Below are 17,341 nucleotides of genomic sequence, written 5' to 3'. Positions count from 1 at the left end.
TGTTGTGTAAAGAAAGTACTGACCGAGAACCGAGAGATGCGGCGCAGCCGCCTGGGGTGTTATGACGCGTGCCTATAACTTCTGTGCCGGTCCTGCGGCACTGCCTGAAGATGTACTGAAACAGGCCGCCAGCGAGATGCTGGATTTCCACGGTCGCGGTTTGTCGGTCATGGAAATGAGCCATCGCTCTGATGAGTTCGTGCACATCGCCCAGACTGCGGAGCAGGATCTGCGTGATCTGCTCGGCATCAGCGATGATTATGCCGTGTTGTTTCTGCAAGGTGGCGCCAGCCAGCAGTTTGCGATGGTGCCGATGAACCTGATGGGTAACGGCGGCAAGGCCGACTACATCAACACCGGGCAGTGGTCGATCAAGGCGATCAAGGAAGCGCGGCGTTACGGCCAGGTCAATGTCGCGGCCAGCAGTGAAGACACCAACTTCACCACGGTGCCCGCGGAAAATACCTGGCAACTGTCTGACGATGCGGCTTATGTGCACTACACCCCCAATGAAACCATTGGCGGGCTGGAATACTCCTTCGTGCCGGAAACCGACAAACCGCTGGTGGCTGATTTTTCCTCCACCATCCTGTCGCGTCCGCTGGACGTGTCCCGCTTCGGTGTGATCTATGCCGGCGCCCAGAAGAATATCGGGCCCGCAGGGATTACAGTGGTCATCGTGCGCCGTGATCTGCTCGGTCGCGCTGGTGAAAAAGTACCGGCGATGCTGGATTACCGCGTCCACGCTGAAAACGAATCCATGTACAACACGCCACCGACCTACGCCTGGTATCTTGCCGGGCTGGTCTTCAAATGGCTCAAGGCCCAGGGCGGCCTGACCCAGATGGCAGCACTGAATCGCCGCAAGGCAGAAAAGCTGTATCACTATATTGATGAGAGCGGCTTTTACAGCAACCCGGTGGAGCGGCACAGCCGCAGCTGGATGAACGTGCCTTTCGTGCTCGCCAACAGCGAGCTGGACAACACGTTCCTGAAAGGCTCTGAAGGCGCTGGCCTGCTGAACCTCAAGGGGCATCGTAGCGTCGGCGGCATGCGTGCCAGTATTTACAACGCCGTGCCCGAAGCGGCGGTGGACGCCCTGATCGACTACATGAAGGACTTTGCCCAACGCCATGGCTGATGATCTGACTCTCGACCAACTTCGCCAGCATATCGACGCGCTGGATGATCAGTTGCAACAGCTGATCAATCAGCGTGCTCAACTCGCCAGGCAAGTCGCTGATGTGAAGCTGGTGGAAGATGGTAACGCCGTGTTCTATCGGCCTGAGCGCGAGGCGCAGATCCTGCGTCGCGTCAAGGAGCGCAACACCGGCCCGCTGGACGGCGAAACCGTCGCGCGTCTGTTCCGTGAAATCATGTCGGCGTGTCTGGCACTGGAGCAACGCACCAAGGTCGCGTTTCTTGGCCCGGAGGGTACGTTTACCCAACAGGCAGCGCTCAAGCATTTTGGCCACGGCGTTGACACAGTGCCCATGGGGGCCATCGACGAAGTGTTCCGCGAAGTGGAGTCCGGTACCGCCCATTACGGTGTGGTGCCGGTGGAAAACTCCACCGAAGGTGTGGTGAACCACACGCTGGACAGCTTCATGGATTCGTCCCTGAAAATCTGTGGCGAAGTGGAGTTGCGTATCCATCATCATCTGCTGGTGGGCGAGAATACCCAGGAAAAAAGCATTTCCCGTATTTATTCGCACCAGCAGACCCTGGCGCAGTGCCGCAAATGGCTGGACGCGCACATGCCCCACGTCGAGCGCATCGCGGTCAGTTCCAACGCCCAGGCAGCACGCCGCCTGAAGGACGAATGGAACGCAGCGGCCATTGCTGGCGAAACGGCGGCCGAGATCTACGGCCTGAAAGTGCTGCGCAAGAATGTGGAGGACCGGCCTGACAATACGACCCGCTTCATTATTATCGGCCGTCGCGAAACGCCGCCCTCCGGGCAGGACAAGACCAGCATGCTGGTGCGCATGAAGAACCGCCCCGGCGCGCTGTATCACGTGCTCAAGCCGTTCATGGAGCAGGGCGTGGACCTGACCCGGGTCGAGTCACGCCCCTCACGCAGTGGTAACTGGAGTTACGTATTCTTTATCGATTTTGAAGGCCACAAGGACGATGTGTCGGTGCAACGTGTGCTGTCCAGCCTCGAGGATGAAGCGCTGGATATCCGTTTTCTCGGTTCCTATCCGAGAGCGGTCATCTAGCCCCGGAGAAGACAGCCGCCGTTTCCCGCGCATACCAATATCAACAGATTATTGTGGGGCCCGCACGACATGGCAGACTTTATTGCGTTATCCACGGCTGGTGTGCAGCAGCTCAAGCCGTATCAACCCGGCAAGCCCATTGAAGAGCTCGAGCGTGAGCTGGGCATCTCCAATATCGTCAAGCTCGCCAGCAACGAAAACCCGTTGGGCCCCAGCCCCAAGGCCATGGCGGCCGCACGGGCGGCGCTGGACAACATGCACCGTTACCCGGATGGTTCCGGCTACCGCCTGAAGGCGGCGCTGGCGGAGCGGCTGGGCGTGCGCGCTGCGCAGATCAGCCTGGGCAACGGTTCCAACGACGTGCTCGAACTGGTGGCGCGGGGCTGGTTGTGCGCTGACGACGAAGTGGTTTTCAGCCAGCACGCGTTTGCGGTCTACCCGCTGGTGACCATGGCCTGTTCGGCCAGGCCACTGCCCGTACCGGCAAAAAATTACGGGCACGATCTGGAGGCCATGCTGGCCGCCATTACCGAGCGCACCCGCATCGTCTTTATCGCCAACCCGAATAACCCGACCGGCACCTGGGTGACCGCCTCTGCGCTGGACCGTTTTCTGGCGCGCGTGCCCAAGGATGTGCTGGTGGTGCTGGACGAGGCCTATTACGAGTATGTCGAAGAGAGCGCCTACCCCAATGGGGTCACCCGCCTGGCGGCGCACCCGAACCTGATTGTTGCGCGTACCTTCTCCAAGGCCTACGGGCTGTCCGGCTTGCGCGTCGGCTACAGCGTGTCCAGCCTGGATGTGGCGGAGGTGCTCAACCGCGTGCGTCAGCCGTTCAACTGCAACAGCCTGGCGCTGGCAGCGGCAGAGGCGGCGCTGGACGACGTGGACTTCCTCGAACACAGCCGTGATCTCAACACCAGCGGGCTGGCGCAGGTGGCCGAGGGGCTGGAGCAGCTGGGGTTGTCCTACATTCCTTCTGTGGCCAATTTCATCGCCTTCGATTGTGGCCGCGAAGCCATGCCCATCTACGAAGCGCTGTTGCGTGAGGGGGTGATCGTGCGGCCCATCGCGGCCTATGGCATGCCCGACCACCTGCGCGTGTCCATTGGCTTGCCAGAGGAGAACGAGCGCTTCCTCGAGGCGCTGGGCGAGGTGCTGGGATGAGGTGTCCGCATGAGTGATGGTTTCCGCAAAGTCGCGATTATCGGCCTGGGCCTGATTGGTGGCTCACTGGCGGCGGCGCTGCGGGCACGTGGAATGGCCGACAGCATTGTGGCGGGCGGCCGTTCCGCACGGACCCTGGAGCGCGGCCTGGCGCTGGGGTTGATTGATGCCGGGTATCAGAACCTGGCCGAGGCCGTGGAGGGCGCAGACCTGGTATTTGTGGCCGTGCCGGTTTCGGCCATGGCAGACACCTTTGCCGCGATTGCGCCGACGCTGGCGCCGGGGGCGATCATCACCGATGGCGGCAGCGTCAAAGGCGCCGTGATCGAGGCGGCCCGCGCCCAGCTGGGCGCACACCGCTCCCGCTTTGTGCCGGGCCACCCGATTGCCGGCAAAGAGAAAAGCGGTGTCGATGCCGCCGATGCCGCGCTCTACGAGCGGCACCGCGTCATTCTGACCCCGACCCCGGATACCGACCCTGCTGCCACCCTGGTGGTGCGGCAGATGTGGACCCGGGTTGGCGCGGAAGTGCTGACCATGCGCCCGGACGAACACGACCGGGTGCTGGCGGAAACCAGCCACCTGCCGCACCTGCTGGCGTTTTCCCTGGTGGACACGCTGGCCCGGCAGGGCGACTCCACCGAGATCTTCCGGTATGCTGCCGGCGGTTTTCGGGATTTTACCCGCATTGCCTCCAGTGATCCGGTGATGTGGCATGACATCTTTACCGAGAACCGGGAGGCCGTGCTGGCCGCTACCGACCTGTTTGCTGCCGGCCTGGCGCGCTTCCGCGCGGCGGTGGCGGCGGGCGACAGTGATGCCCTGCTGGGCACCATGACCCGCGCCAATACGGCCCGCGCCCGGTTTCTGGCCATGAATGCCCGCACTTCTTATACCCATATACACACCGAGCAATCCATGAGCACTGATTCACACAGCACTGGCGCCCCCGCCAATCCGGTTTTCGTCGTCCAGCCCGGCGGTCAGCTCAGCGGCCAGGCCCGCGTGCCCGGCGACAAATCCATGTCGCACCGCGCCATCATGCTGGGCGCCCTGGCAGAGGGCGTGACGGAAGTGGAAGGCTTTCTGGAAGGCGAAGACGCCCTGGCGACCCTGCAGACCTTCCGTGACCTGGGCGTTGTCATTGAAGGCCCGCACGCGGGCCGGGTGCGCATCCACGGTGTTGGTCTGCACGGTTTGCAGGCACCGTCGCGCAGCCTCTACATGGGCAACTCCGGTACCTCCATGCGGCTGCTGATGGGGCTGCTGGCCGGCCAGCCGTTCGATTGCGAACTGACCGGCGATGCCTCCTTGTCCAAGCGCCCGATGGAGCGCGTGGCACAACCGCTGCGGGACATGGGCGCTGCCGTCAGCACCACGGACAGCGGCGGCAAAGGCACGCCGCCGGTACGCATTCGCGGGGGCAAGCCGCTCAAGGGCATCGATTACAACATGCCGGTGGCTTCTGCTCAGGTGAAATCTGCCATCCTGCTGGCCGGGCTCTATGCCCAGGGGGAAACCCGGGTCACCGAACCCGCGCCAACCCGCGACCACACCGAGCGCATGCTGACCGGCTTTGGCTACCCGGTGCAGCGTGATGGCGCCAGCGTCACCCTGAACGGCGGCGGCACGCTGCGCGCCTGTCAGCTGGATGTGCCAGCGGACATCTCTTCTGCGGCCTTCTTTCTGGTCGCGGCCTCCATCGCGCCGGGCTCCGAGCTGCTGCTGCCCCATGTGGGCATCAACCCGACCCGTACCGGCGTGATCGATATCCTGCGCCTGATGGGCGCCGATATTACCGTGGAGAACGAACGCGACGCGGGCGGCGAGCCGGTGGCAGACCTGCGCGTCAAAAGCGCGCCGTTGAAAGGGATCGTGATTCCCGAAGCCCTGGTGCCACTGGCGATTGACGAGTTTCCGGTGTTGTTCGTGGCGGCAGCCTGCGCCGAGGGCGACACCATCCTGCACGGCGCAGAAGAGCTGCGCGTGAAGGAATCAGACCGTATTCAGGTGATGGCCGACGGCCTGCTGGCGCTGGGCGTGGAGGCCGAGGTGTACCCCGATGGCATCCGCATTCGCGGGGCAGGGCAGGGCAATGCGGCCTTTACCGGTGGCGAGATCCACAGCCACGGCGACCACCGTATTGCCATGAGCTTTGCCATGGCCGCCCTGCGCGCCAGTGGCGAGATACGCATCCACGACTGCGCCAACGTGGCCACCTCATTCCCCGGTTTCGCCGAGCTTGCTGCCCGTGTCGGACTTCAATTGGCGGTGCAGCAATGACACAGACCCAAGCCCAGACCCCGATTCTGGCCATAGACGGGCCCTCGTCCTCCGGCAAAGGCACCGTGGCCCGCATCGTCGCGGGCCGTCTGGGCTGGCATCTGCTGGATTCCGGCGCCCTCTACCGGGTGCTGGGCTTCCACGCGGAGCAGCAGGGCGTGGCGCTGGATGATGCTGAAGCCCTGCAGGCGCTGGCCCAGCGCCTGCCGGTGAGCTTCCGGGAGCAGGGCGGCGACACGCAAGTGTGCCTGAATGGCGAAGATGTGAGCCGGGAGATCCGGGATGAGCGGGTCGGCGAGCTGGCCTCGCGGGTCGCGATCCTGCAACCGGTGCGCGATGCACTGCTGGCGCGCCAGCGGGACTTTGCCGAGGCGCCGGGTCTGGTGGCTGATGGCCGCGACATGGGCACCGTGGTGTTTACCGCTGCCCCCCTCAAGATCTTCCTCACCGCCAGCGCTGAGGAGCGCGGCCGGCGGCGCTATAACCAGTTGAAGGAAAAGGGGTTTGGTGCTACCCTCCCGGCCCTCATTGAGGACATCCGCGCCCGGGATGACCGTGATATGCAGCGTGAGGTGGCGCCGTTGAAGCCCGCCGATGATGCAATCGTGATCGATAGTACAGCAATGACGATCGATGACGTGGTTAACCGGATTCTTGATGAAGCCGCCAGACGAGCGCTCGTCCAGTCGGCGTGAAAAATGATGCGGGTGATCGCCCGTTGGCCGCAAATGCAAACCAGCAAGGCCAATGGTTGATCTGACTTAAAGCTGCCCATGACTGCTGGTTGCCATGGCGAAATACACCTTACAGGTACTCACACATGACCGAAAGTTTTGCTGATCTTTTTGAAGCCAGTCTCCAGGATCTCGATGTTGCCCGTGGCGCGATTATTCGCGGCACCGTTGTCGCCATCGACAGCGACTGGGTAACCGTAAACGCCGGCCTTAAATCCGAAGGGATTATCCCGCGCGAAGAATTCCTCAGTGAAGCCGGCGAGCTCGAAACCGCCGTAGGCGAAGAAGTTGAAGTAGCGGTAGACGCTATCGACGACGGCCTCGGCTTCACCCGTCTGTCCCGTGAAAAAGCCAAGCGCGCTGAAATCTGGACAGATCTGGAAGCTGCCTTCGATAAAGACGAAATCATCAAGGGTCAGATCAGCGGCAAGGTCAAAGGCGGTTTCACCGTCGATATCGGCCTTATCCGCGCCTTCCTGCCAGGCTCCCTGGTGGATATCCGCCCGGTGCGCGACGTTGCTCACCTGGAAGGCAAAGACCTGGATTTCAAGGTCATCAAACTCGATCCGAAACGCAACAACGTGGTGGTTTCCCGCCGCGCGGTCATGGAAGCCGAGCACTCTGCAGAGCGCGAGCAGCTGCTCGAATCCCTGCAGGAAGGCATGGTCGTCAAGGGTATCGTCAAGAACCTCACCGACTACGGCGCGTTTGTCGACCTGGGTGGCATCGACGGCCTGCTGCACATCACCGATATGGCGTGGAAGCGTATCAAGCATCCGAGCGAAATCGTTGAAGTCGGCCAGGAAATCGAAGTCAAGGTACTCAAGTTTGACCGCGACAAGATGCGCGTCTCTCTCGGCCTCAAGCAGCTGGGCGAAGATCCGTGGCACGACATCGTTGGCAAGTACCCGGAAGGTGCTCGCGTCAAGGCCAAGGTCACCAACCTCACCGATTACGGCTGCTTTGCCGAAATCGAAGAGGGTGTGGAAGGTCTGGTCCACGTGTCCGAAATGGACTGGACCAACAAGAACATCCACCCGTCCAAAGTCGTTTCCATTGGCGACGAAGTCGAAGTGATGATTCTGGATATCGACCAGGAGCGTCGTCGTATTTCCCTGGGCATCAAGCAGTGCATGTCCAACCCGTGGGAAGCCTTCGAAACCAACTTCAACAAGGGCGACCGCATTTCCGGCAAGATCAAGTCCATCACTGACTTCGGTATCTTTATCGGTCTGGATGGCGGCATCGACGGCCTGGTGCATCTGTCTGACATCTCCTGGGAAGAAGCAGGCGAAGACGCAGTGCGCAAATTTGCCAAGGGCGACGAGCTGGATACCGTGATTCTCTCCGTGGATGCAGAGCGCGAAAGAATTTCCTTGGGTATCAAGCAGTTGACAGATGATCCGTTTGCTCAGTATGTTGCTGTTAACGAGAAGAACGCGATCGTGACCGGCAAGGTCACTGCGGTTGACGCCAAGACGGTCACCGTAGAACTGGCAGACAACGTCGAAGGCCTGCTGAAAGCCAGCGAAATCAGCCGCGACCGCGTTGAAGATGCCGGTACATTGTTCAAGGTCGGTGACGACGTCGAAGCGAAAATCATCGCTATCGATCGCAAGAACCGTGGCATCAGCCTCTCCATTCGCGCCAAGGACATGGCAGACGAGCGCGAGTCGGTAGAAGAACTGAATGCCAAGCCGGACGCACAATCTCCGAAAACCATCGGTGACCTGATCAAGGCGCAGATGGAAGGTAGCGACCAGTAAGGCCGTCCTCCACGCACCGCATGCTTCGGCGTGCGGTGCGCGGGCAGGACGCCCAGGGGATTTATCAGGGACATTGAGTATGGCGTTAACCAAGTCAGAACTGATCGACCGCATTGCGGCGCGTCAGAAACAACTCTCACCCAAAGATGTCGAGCTGGCCGTCAAGGCGCTGATCGAAGAAATGGCGGATAATCTGTCTGGCGGTGGCCGGATCGAGATTCGCGGCTTCGGCAGTTTTTCTCTGCATTTTCGCGCGCCACGTGTTGGCCGCAATCCCAAGACTGGCGCATCTGTGGAACTCCACGGCAAATATGTGCCGCACTTCAAGCCTGGCAAGGAATTGCGCGACCGCGTCAATCAGGCCATGCAGGATAACCCCGGCCAGATCGCTGGCGAGGGCGATATCCAGACCCTTCAGGAGCATCCCCGGCAGCTTGCTTCCGGAACCTGACACGCTACACTCACAGCAACCCGGATCATAAAAGGATGCGCGCTGTGCGCTGGTTGCTGAATTTTCTGCTCGTCCTTCTCACCCTCACACTGTTGCTGACAGGCATACTGTTTCTGCTCGGTAATCCGCAGCCCGTGGTGCTGGATCTGCTGGTCGTTGCCTGGCAGCCGTCCGCAGCGCTGGGCCAGTGGTTGCTGGCCTTTCTGCTGTGCGGCATTGCTATTGGCCTGCTGGCCGGGCTGGCACTCAGTGGCGCCTTCAGGTTGCGTCGTCAGCGCCGGTGAATAGCCCATCATGAACAGCTCTCCCCTCTGGCTCTTACTGGTCCTGTTTGTGGCCATCGCAGCCGGGTTTTTCCTCGGGCGGCTGGAAAACCGCCGCCGCCGTCGTGTTCGGCGCACGGGGGGCCTGAACTACAGCTTCGGTGACCAGCCGGACCATGCCATCGACGCACTCTTCAGCCATCGTAATGACCGGGACGCCTCGGACCCGGATACGGTGGATACCCACCTGGCCATGGGCCGGCTGTTCCGCAAGCGCGGCGAACTGGACCGCGCCACCCGCATCCATCAGCGCATGCTGGATAACGGCGCCTTGCCGGAGAACGTGCGCGAAGACGTCGAGCTGGAACTGGCCAGGGACTTTCTCGCCGCCGGCTTGCTGGATCGTGCAGAGCACGTACTGCTGCACATGGTGGATGTGGGCAGCCAGCATTCGCCGTTGGCGATGCGCCATCTGATGTCACTGTATGAGCAGGAGCGCGACTGGCACAGCGCCCTGGCGGTGGGCGAGCGCCTGCTGCCCCGGGACAGTACCGTGGCGCCGATCCTGGCCCAGTATTGCTGCGAGCTGGCCGACAGCCTGCGCGGTAACGACGAAACCAACCCCCGGCGGCGCCTGCTGCGCCGCGCCCTGATGTTTGATCCGGGCAATGCCCGTGCCAGCATGCTGAAAGGGCGCCTTGAACTGGCCGCCGGCAATCATGGCAGTGCCCTGCGCGCATTCCGGCGTTTGCGCGGCCAACCGGAATACTTCGAACTGGTGCTGGATGACACCCAGGCCTGCCTCGAGGCCCTGGGGCGCGAGGGTGAGATGCTCGACCTGCTGCTGGATGCGAGCCTGGATCATCCCTCAGGCGCCGTCCTGAGCCGGTTGATCCAGCAATTGAAGGAGCGTGGAGGCCAGGAGGAAGCCAGTCGGTTCCTGGGTCAGTACCTGCAACGTTACCCGTCACTGCACGGCCTCAGCGAAATGATCGCCCTGCAACAGACGCAAGACCCGGCGGGCGAGGGCGCGAATCAACCCCTCGACATCCTGCGTGCCTTGAGCGCCCGCCTGGGCAGCGATATCCCGCGCTACCAATGCACCCAATGCGGCTACAAAGCCCGCAAACTCCACTGGCAATGCCCCGGCTGCAAAAGCTGGTCCACCCTGCGCACGCCACCCGATCCCACCTGATCCCGTAACCCCGTGGCTTCGCTACGGGGTTACGGGGCTTCGGGGCTTCGGAACTACGGAACTACGGGACTACGGGACTACGGGACTACGGGACTACGGGACTACGGGACTACGGGACTACGTAGGGTGTGCTGAGCGTAGCGAAGCGCACCGTTTGCTTCGGTCCACTGCCCATGCCACGGGGGGCGCTGCGGGCTTGCGGTGCGCTTCGCTGCGCTCAGCACACCCTACGCACGCCCTCGCACGCCCACGCTGCGCGCCTTACGTACTCCAAGGTGGGGTACAGGAAAGATGATTTTCAAAGCAGGGTAGGCGACAATCCGCGCCTGACCGCTACCACACGCACTGCCGCAGGATTACTGATGCCCACGTCCCCCATCATCGTCGCCCTGGATTTCCCTGACAGCAGCAGCGCCCTGGCCATGGCGGATCGGCTCGATCCGGCACATGTGCGTGCCAAGGTGGGCAAGGAACTGTTCACCCGCAGTGGCCCGGCCATCGTCGAAGCACTGCATCAGCGCGGCTTCGACGTCTTTCTGGATCTCAAATTCCACGATATCCCCAATACCGTCGCCGGGGCCCTGCGCAGCGCCGCCGAACTGGGCGTGTGGATGACCAACGTGCATGCCAGCGGTGGGCGCCGTATGCTCGAAGCGGCCGCCAACGCCGTGGCCAACAGCCGTCACCGCCCACTGCTGACCGCTGTCACCGTGCTCACCAGCATGGGCCCGGAGGATCTCGCGGAGATCGGGATCACCGTCCCGCCGGCAGAGCAGGTGCGCCGCCTGGCATTGCTCAGCCGTGACAGCGGTATCGACGGTGTTGTGTGCTCCGCCCGGGAGGCCACGATGCTGCGTGATGCCTGCGGCCCGGACTTCAGCCTGGTCACCCCGGGGATTCGCCCGGCGGGCGCTGATGCCGGCGACCAGACTCGTGTCGTTACTCCGGTGGACGCCCGGGACATGGGGGTGAACTACATGGTGATCGGCCGGCCCATCACCCAGGCCCCGGACCCGGCTGCGGCAGTGCAGCAGATCCTTGCCAGCCTTGTGTCGCAGTCGTAGCCAAACACGTACATAACGATCATCTCTGGCTGACAGATTCGGTCGGCAACCTCGCACGGTAACCAGCGCCATTCACCGACATACAGCCCCCGACGCGCTGCCTATGCTCATGTCTCCCAACACAACAAGGAGATCACCATGAACATACTGCAACGCGTCGCACTGCTGGTGCTGCTGGCATTGGGCCTGAGCATGGCGCCTGCCGCCAGCCTCGCCGAACCAGCCCTGCAGGCCCGTCCTGTCGTCAATATCAATCAGGCCTCGGCGGCCGAACTGGCAGAAGCCCTCGAAGGCGTCGGCCTTACCCGGGCAGAGGCAATCGTTGCTGATCGCGAGCAACACGGGCCGTATGCCAGTGCTGAGGACCTTCGTCGTGTCAGCGGCATCGGGCCGGCCACCATTGAGCGAAACAAATCCTATATTCACACTGACTGATTGATGTTTTACGTCTTCCGCGTGTGAAGGTATACCGGAGCAAGTCCATTCACACGCGGGAGGGCGTCAGCCCTTCTCTGAAAGCAAAAGGATGCAAAAGGCTACTTGACGCACACCTCGCTCTTAGGCACCCTCTGCGCGCCACAGACGGTGATTTCGGGCCTCAGGGATGTCGCGGACACGATGTTCGCCAATGCAGCGCAACAGTCCGGTGCAACAAACAGTGCAGTGCAACAAGGTGTCATTGCCTGGTTTTACCATCCCTCCTGTTTTCTCTGTCCCCATATTCTTGTCTCGGGGAACCATGCCCCGACGCAGGGCTCCAAAAAGCCGCACCGTGGGCCTGATCTGTCAGGCTATGGCATAGTTGCTGATCAAGAGATGAGAGCCTCGGCTCACGCATGCGTATTCAGGCCAGGGTAGGGCAGAGCTGATTTTGAAGAAACGGACATGCAAGCGCGCCATCACAAGCCTGACGCTGCTGTTGGGTCTTTTCTCGACCCTTCACAGCCATGCTCGCCCCTGGCTTGAGCCCGGTGACATTCGCGCGCGCCACAGTGTGCAATGGCTTGCTGACCGTGGCTGCCTCAATATTCCTGCCAACACCTGGCCCATCATGTGGTCAGATCTCAGCCCGGCGCTGAGCAATGATGCCCCCGAGCACTGTCGCGACAGCATTGCCTGGCGTTACCTGCGCTTCGAGCGGGACTATCATATGACCGACCAGCCCCGCATCGAGTTGCGGGTTGCGAGCGCCAGCCGCGAACCGCTGCTGCGTGATTTTGGCGGCGGCCCCCGGGAAAAAGCCGAGGTCGGCGCGCGGCTGGAAATCATGACGAACCAGTTGGCCATCGGCCTCGCGCCCACCTATGTGCGTGACCCGCGTGACGGTGACCGCGTGCGTCTGGACGGGTCCTACCTGGCTGGCACAGCGGGCAACTGGGTGCTGGGGGCGGGCGCCATCGACCGCTGGTGGGGCCCCGGCTGGCACAGCGCTGCGCTGCTCTCCAGCAACGCCCGCCCGGTGCCGGGTGTGTGGCTGAACCGGCGCCGCAGCGAGGCGCCGGACTGGATCGGCCTGCGCTGGCTCGGGCCGTGGAATTTCGTTGCCTTCGCCGGGCAGATGGAGTCTGATCGATTCGTCAGCGAGGCAAAATTGATTGGTGCCCGCTTCAGCTTTCGGCCCTGGCAGTATCTGGAAATCGGCCTGATGCGCACCTTCCTGTGGGGCGGTGAAGGGCAGCGTGAATCCTGGAGTTCACTGCGCAACTGTACACTGGGTCAATCCAACGTTTACGGCGACACCGAAAACCCCTGTGACCAGATTGCCGGTGGCGATTTCAGGTTGTCGGTGCCCCTGGGCGGCACGACCCTGGGTTTTTATGGCGAAGTGATCGGTGAGGATGAGGCAGGCTTTTTGCCGTCACAGTTGTTCGGCACCTTCGGGCTGGATGGCGCGACACGTCTGGCAGGTGGCGAGCAGCGCTACTTTCTGGAATTTACCGACACGGTGGCAGGTGTCTTCTCCAGTGAAGAGCGAATGTCGGCCTACGAGCACAGCACATTTCGCACCGGCAATCGCTACAAGGGGCGCACCCTGGGCGCCACCTGGGAATCGAACTCACGTGTGTTTTCCCTGGGAGCAAACCAGTTTTTCCGGAACGGCAGTGATATTTCCGTGACCTACAGCAGGGCAGAGCTGAACAGACTTGATACACTGCGCGGTCGGCCCCCGGAGGCCGGCATTCCGGTGTTTGATGTGCCCTACGTGCAGGAAATCGATATCTATGCCGTGCGCTATCGGCGCCCGCTTCCGGTGGGGCGCCTGACGCTGTCGGGGTATCACACCAGTAAAGAGATCGAGACAGTGACCAGAACCTGGTCGCAAGGGACAGTAATGGCGGCCTGGGAGTTTCGCTTTGATTGACACGACATTGACCAAGACAGGGCGCACCCTGGTGGTGCTGGTGGCACTCGCCGCGCTGAGTGCCTGCACCGTCATACCCGGTTCGCACATTTCTTCATCGGGCAGCAGCCGCTGGTTTGATGGTGACAAGGACCGTGATGCCGTGCCGCCGGACGAAGTGCGCGTCTTCCCGATTCGTCCCGGCCTGGCAGCGCTGAGCCCCGCCGAGGTCGAGCCGACCCTGCCGGAGGTCCTCGAGAACACCGGTCACTACGACTACGTGGTGGGCGCCGGGGACGTGCTGAATATCACGGTATGGGACCATCCTGAGCTGACCATTCCCGCCGGCTCCATGCGCAGCCCCTCGGAGGCTGGTAACTGGGTCCACAACGACGGCACCATCTTTTATCCCTATGTCGGCGTCGTCGAAGTCGCCGGGCTGCGTGTCACGGAAATCCGCGACATGATTACCCGCCGTATCGCCCGGTATATCGAAGACCCGCAGGTGGACGTCACCGTGGCTGCCTTCCGCTCCCAGCGCGTTTACGTGGCGGGCAGCGTGCGTGAACCAGGCGCCTATCCGGTCACCAACGTACCGATGCGCCTGCTGGATGTGGTGAATGCCGCCGGCGGCGTGACCGAAGAGGCGGATTGGCGCAATGTGCAGCTGACCCGCGATGGCCGCGAATACCGGCTGTCACTGCGCGAAGTCTACGAGCGCGGCGATGCCCGCTACAACGTGCTGCTGAAAGCCGGTGATGTAGTGCACGTGGCGCGCGCCGATGACAACAAGGTCTTCCTGCTGGGCGAAGTGCGTAACCCGCAATCCCTGATGATGGGCCGCAACGGCCTGACCCTGGCTGAGGCGCTGTCCGAAGCCGGTGGCATCAATGAGCTGCAGGCGGATGCCACCGGCGTGTTCGTGATGCGCCGCTCGCCGGACGAAGCCGGTGTTATCGACCTGTTCCAGCTGAATGCGAAAGACGCCACAGCCCTGGTGCTGGCCGATGAGTTCGTGCTCAACCCCCGCGATATCATTTATGTGACCGCCGCACCGATTGCCCGCTGGAACCGCATCATCTCGCAGATTATGCCAACCATTCAGGGTGTCTACTTTGCCGCCCGGACCGAGCGGGAGCTGGATCGCTGATGTTCGAGCGTATTCTGGTGGTGTGCGATGGCAATATCTGCCGCAGCCCCACGGCGGCGGCGATGTTGCAGCGTGATCTGCCCGCCGGCAAGACGGTGACCTCCGCCGGATTGGTGGCGCTGGTTGAGCACGACATGGACACCACTGCCCGCGAGGTCGCTGCTGAACACGGACTTGCCTGCCCGCCGCACAGTGCGCGCAAGCTGACCCGTGAGATGTGTCGCGAGGCGGACATGATTCTGGTCATGGAAAACCGTCAATGGGATCGGCTTGCCAGTCTGGCCCCGGAGGCCAGCGGCAAGGCCTTCCTGCTCGGCAAATGGCAGGATAATCAGGAAATACCGGACCCATACAAACGCAGCCGCGAAGTGTATGAACAGGCTTATGAATTGATGACTCAGGGCGTTGCCGCCTGGGTCAGACGACTTGGTTGATCGGAGCACCGCATGACCCAGGATAACCGTCCCGCCAGCACCAGCGCCTCCCGCGCCACAGCGAGCACGGGCGAAGACGAAATTGATCTGACCCGCCTCTGGGCTTTGTTGGTGGACCATCGCTGGCAGATTGCTCTGATTGCTATTATCGCGCTGGTGATGGGGGCAACCTATGCCACGCTGGCAACGCCGATTTATCGTGCTGATGCACTGTTGCAGGTGGAAGCCCGGCAGTCCGGCATGCCGTTGATCGGTGACCTGTCCGAAATGTTCGGCAGTGAAAGTTCTGCGCAGACCGAAATTGAAATCGTGCGTTCGCGCATGGTGCTGGGCAACGCCAGTGACGAGCTGAAAGCGGACATTGATGTGCAACCGGCGGCGGCACCCCTTATCGGTCGCTTTACTGGCCCGAAACCGGCCGACAATCGCATGCTGTTTTCCGGTTGGGCGGATGCGGAACGCCAGCTCTGGATTGATCGCTTCGACGTGCCGGACTGGCTGCGTGGTGAAGAATTCGAGCTGCGGGTGCAGGACGACGGCGGCCTGGTCCTGACGTTGGCAGGCGAGGAAATGCTGCGCGGGCCGGCCGGTCAGACCTTGCGCTCCAGCGACGAGCGCGTCGTGTTGCATGTGGCCGAACTGAATGCGGCACCGGGCGAGCGCTTCAGCCTGACCAAACGCTCCCGCGCCAATGTGATTCGTAATCTGCAGGGCGTGTTGTCGGTGGCGGAGCGCGGCCGCAATACCGGCATCCTGACGTTGAGCATGACCGGCCCAAATCCCGCACGTGTTCAGGCCACCCTGGATGCGGTCGCACGCAATTATCTGATGCAGAACATTCAGCGCCGCTCTGCCGAGGCGGAGAAGAGCCTGGAGTTTCTGGATGAACAGGTCCCGGAAATTCGTGAAGAGCTCGAAGCGGCGGAGAAGCTGCTGAATGAATATCGCCTGGAAAGCGAATCGGTGGACCTGTCGCTGGAAACCAAAGCGGTGCTTGATCAGCTGGTGGAGCTGGAAGCACGCTTGAATGATCTGAAATTCAAGGAAAGCGAAGTGGCACGGCTTTACACCCGTGAACATCCGGCTTACCGCACGTTGCTGGAGCAACGGCGCAGCCTGGAAGAAGAGCGTGAGCGGCTGGATGGTCAGGTACGGAATCTTCCGGAGAAGCAACAGGAAATCCTGCGCCTGATGCGCGATGTCGAACTGAATCAGGAAATCTATCTGCAGCTGCTGAACCGGGCGCAGGAATTGCGCATCCTGAAGGCGGGCACTGTCGGCAACGTGCGGATTATTGACTCGGCGCAGGTTCAGCCTGAGCCAGTGAAGCCAAAGAAGACACTGATCGTTGCGCTCTCGACCCTGCTCGGCCTGATGGGCGGCGTCGGCATGGTGCTGGTGCGCGCCGTCTTCAATCGCGGCATCGAAAGCCCGGAACAACTGGAGCAGGAGGGCATCTCGGTATACGCCACGCTGCCCCTGTCCGAAGACCAGATGAAGAACGAACGCCTGCTGCAACGCATCAGCCGCAGACGGGGCACAACGCCCAAGCGCCATCATCTGTTGGCAGAAACCAACCCGGGTGATCTGACCATCGAGGCCCTCCGCAGTCTGCGCACCAGCCTGCACTTTGCCATGATGGAAGCGGACAACAACGTCCTGATGATTTCCGGCCCCAGCCCCAATGTCGGTAAATCCTTCATCTCCGCCAACCTGGCCATGGTGCTGGCGCAGATCGGCCAGCGGGTGGTGCTGGTGGATGGCGATTTGCGCAAAGGGCACATGCACAAATACTTCACCGGGGAGGCGAAACAGGGCCTGTCCACGTATCTGTCCGGCCAGAACACGCTGGAGGAGGTGCTGACCCCGACCGACGTCGACAATCTGTCTTTCATCTCCCGAGGCGAGATACCGCCGAATCCCGCTGAGTTGCTGATGCATCCGCGCTTCAAGGCGTTGATGGACACCCTGAGCAAGGACTACGACCTGGTGGTGATTGATACACCGCCAGTGCTCGCGGTGACCGACGCTGCGATTATCGGGCAGGTTGCCGGCACCGGCATGGTGGTGGCCCGCTACGGGCACAACTCGGTCAAAGAGATTGATCACACGCTGCGCCGCTTCGAGCAGAATGGCGTGACCATCAAGGGGTGCATCCTCAACGCGGTGGAACGCAAGGCCAGCAACGCGTATTCCTACTACGCGTACGAGTACAAATGATTGCGCCTACACAGGGCCCCATGGCTCTGCTAAATTGAGGTTCGGGCGCAA

Annotated in this window: 15 protein-coding genes; all 15 read left to right on the top strand. The window is 61.9% G+C overall.

Annotated features, from left to right (window positions below; all coding sequences use genetic code 11):
• Positions 1–61: 61 nt before the first annotated feature.
• The 15 genes from serC (at position 62) to K8B33_RS03530 (ending at position 17,290) form a co-directional block, all read left to right on the top strand.
• Positions 62–1,141 (top strand): 3-phosphoserine/phosphohydroxythreonine transaminase, encoded by a 1,080-nt coding sequence (serC, locus tag K8B33_RS03600; RefSeq protein ID WP_223423389.1) that lies wholly within the window; start codon positions 62–64, stop codon positions 1,139–1,141.
• Positions 1,134–2,222, top strand: a complete 1,089-nt coding sequence (pheA, locus tag K8B33_RS03595; protein ID WP_223423387.1) for a prephenate dehydratase — start codon at positions 1,134–1,136, stop codon at positions 2,220–2,222. The genes serC and pheA overlap by 8 nt, the downstream gene beginning before the upstream one ends.
• Positions 2,223–2,291: 69 nt before the next feature.
• Positions 2,292–3,389 carry a histidinol-phosphate transaminase gene (hisC, locus tag K8B33_RS03590; RefSeq protein ID WP_223423385.1) on the top strand — a complete coding sequence of 366 codons (1,098 nt, stop codon included), beginning with the start codon at positions 2,292–2,294 and terminating at the stop codon, positions 3,387–3,389.
• A 9-nt stretch (positions 3,390–3,398) separates the two neighbouring features.
• A complete protein-coding gene (locus K8B33_RS03585; protein WP_223423383.1) occupies positions 3,399–5,672 on the top strand; it encodes a bifunctional prephenate dehydrogenase/3-phosphoshikimate 1-carboxyvinyltransferase in 2,274 nt (757 codons plus the stop codon).
• The gene (gene cmk / locus K8B33_RS03580) at positions 5,669–6,367 is read left to right on the top strand and encodes a (d)CMP kinase (RefSeq protein WP_223423380.1); all 699 of its coding nucleotides are present in this window, start codon (positions 5,669–5,671) and stop codon (positions 6,365–6,367) included. The genes K8B33_RS03585 and cmk overlap by 4 nt, the downstream gene beginning before the upstream one ends.
• A 125-nt stretch (positions 6,368–6,492) precedes the next feature.
• Positions 6,493–8,172 carry a 30S ribosomal protein S1 gene (gene rpsA, locus K8B33_RS03575; protein ID WP_223423377.1) on the top strand — a complete coding sequence of 560 codons (1,680 nt, stop codon included), beginning with the start codon at positions 6,493–6,495 and terminating at the stop codon, positions 8,170–8,172.
• Positions 8,173–8,251: 79 nt separating this feature from the next.
• Entirely contained in the window at positions 8,252–8,623 is a 372-nt protein-coding gene (gene ihfB / locus K8B33_RS03570) for an integration host factor subunit beta (RefSeq protein WP_223423375.1), read from the top strand.
• A 35-nt stretch (positions 8,624–8,658) separates the two neighbouring features.
• The gene (locus K8B33_RS03565; RefSeq protein WP_223423372.1) at positions 8,659–8,907 is read left to right on the top strand and encodes a lipopolysaccharide assembly protein LapA domain-containing protein; all 249 of its coding nucleotides are present in this window, start codon (positions 8,659–8,661) and stop codon (positions 8,905–8,907) included.
• A gap of 10 nt (positions 8,908–8,917) precedes the next feature.
• Complete coding sequence (locus tag K8B33_RS03560) at positions 8,918–10,081, top strand: lipopolysaccharide assembly protein LapB (RefSeq protein WP_223423370.1); 1,164 nt, start codon at positions 8,918–8,920, stop codon at positions 10,079–10,081.
• Positions 10,082–10,443: 362 nt separating this feature from the next.
• Entirely contained in the window at positions 10,444–11,145 is a 702-nt protein-coding gene (gene pyrF / locus K8B33_RS03555) for an orotidine-5'-phosphate decarboxylase (protein ID WP_223423368.1), read from the top strand.
• Between the two features lie 138 nt (positions 11,146–11,283).
• Entirely contained in the window at positions 11,284–11,580 is a 297-nt protein-coding gene (locus tag K8B33_RS03550; RefSeq protein ID WP_223423366.1) for a ComEA family DNA-binding protein, read from the top strand.
• A 436-nt stretch (positions 11,581–12,016) separates the two neighbouring features.
• On the top strand, positions 12,017–13,507 hold the full coding sequence (locus K8B33_RS03545; RefSeq protein ID WP_223423363.1) for a capsule assembly Wzi family protein: 1,491 nt from the start codon (positions 12,017–12,019) through the stop codon (positions 13,505–13,507).
• Complete coding sequence (locus K8B33_RS03540; protein WP_223423361.1) at positions 13,500–14,636, top strand: polysaccharide export protein; 1,137 nt, start codon at positions 13,500–13,502, stop codon at positions 14,634–14,636. The genes K8B33_RS03545 and K8B33_RS03540 overlap by 8 nt, the downstream gene beginning before the upstream one ends.
• Complete coding sequence (locus tag K8B33_RS03535) at positions 14,636–15,070, top strand: low molecular weight protein-tyrosine-phosphatase (protein ID WP_223423359.1); 435 nt, start codon at positions 14,636–14,638, stop codon at positions 15,068–15,070. The genes K8B33_RS03540 and K8B33_RS03535 overlap by 1 nt, the downstream gene beginning before the upstream one ends.
• Positions 15,071–15,082: 12 nt before the next feature.
• A complete protein-coding gene (locus tag K8B33_RS03530; RefSeq protein WP_223423357.1) occupies positions 15,083–17,290 on the top strand; it encodes a polysaccharide biosynthesis tyrosine autokinase in 2,208 nt (735 codons plus the stop codon).
• Positions 17,291–17,341 lie beyond the last annotated feature (51 nt).

This window comes from Alcanivorax limicola, assembly GCF_019931215.1.
In the GTDB taxonomy this organism is placed as follows: domain Bacteria; phylum Pseudomonadota; class Gammaproteobacteria; order Pseudomonadales; family Alcanivoracaceae; genus Isoalcanivorax; species Isoalcanivorax limicola.
Note: the sequence above shows the minus strand (reverse complement) of the source record. Positions and strands in the feature narration are given on the sequence as shown.

What these genes read in the sequence shown, in the direction of transcription:
- serC (WP_223423389.1), top strand. Translation starts at nt 62, where the DNA reads ATGACGCGTGCCTATAACTTCTGTGCCGGTCCTGCGGCACTGCCTGAA.
- K8B33_RS03535 (WP_223423359.1), top strand. Translation starts at nt 14,636, where the DNA reads ATGTTCGAGCGTATTCTGGTGGTGTGCGATGGCAATATCTGCCGCAGC.
- rpsA (WP_223423377.1), top strand. Translation starts at nt 6,493, where the DNA reads ATGACCGAAAGTTTTGCTGATCTTTTTGAAGCCAGTCTCCAGGATCTC.
- K8B33_RS03565 (WP_223423372.1), top strand. Translation starts at nt 8,659, where the DNA reads ATGCGCGCTGTGCGCTGGTTGCTGAATTTTCTGCTCGTCCTTCTCACC.
- hisC (WP_223423385.1), top strand. Translation starts at nt 2,292, where the DNA reads ATGGCAGACTTTATTGCGTTATCCACGGCTGGTGTGCAGCAGCTCAAG.
- K8B33_RS03550 (WP_223423366.1), top strand. Translation starts at nt 11,284, where the DNA reads ATGAACATACTGCAACGCGTCGCACTGCTGGTGCTGCTGGCATTGGGC.
- K8B33_RS03560 (WP_223423370.1), top strand. Translation starts at nt 8,918, where the DNA reads ATGAACAGCTCTCCCCTCTGGCTCTTACTGGTCCTGTTTGTGGCCATC.
- ihfB (WP_223423375.1), top strand. Translation starts at nt 8,252, where the DNA reads ATGGCGTTAACCAAGTCAGAACTGATCGACCGCATTGCGGCGCGTCAG.
- cmk (WP_223423380.1), top strand. Translation starts at nt 5,669, where the DNA reads ATGACACAGACCCAAGCCCAGACCCCGATTCTGGCCATAGACGGGCCC.
- K8B33_RS03585 (WP_223423383.1), top strand. Translation starts at nt 3,399, where the DNA reads ATGAGTGATGGTTTCCGCAAAGTCGCGATTATCGGCCTGGGCCTGATT.
- pheA (WP_223423387.1), top strand. Translation starts at nt 1,134, where the DNA reads ATGGCTGATGATCTGACTCTCGACCAACTTCGCCAGCATATCGACGCG.
- K8B33_RS03530 (WP_223423357.1), top strand. Translation starts at nt 15,083, where the DNA reads ATGACCCAGGATAACCGTCCCGCCAGCACCAGCGCCTCCCGCGCCACA.
- pyrF (WP_223423368.1), top strand. Translation starts at nt 10,444, where the DNA reads ATGCCCACGTCCCCCATCATCGTCGCCCTGGATTTCCCTGACAGCAGC.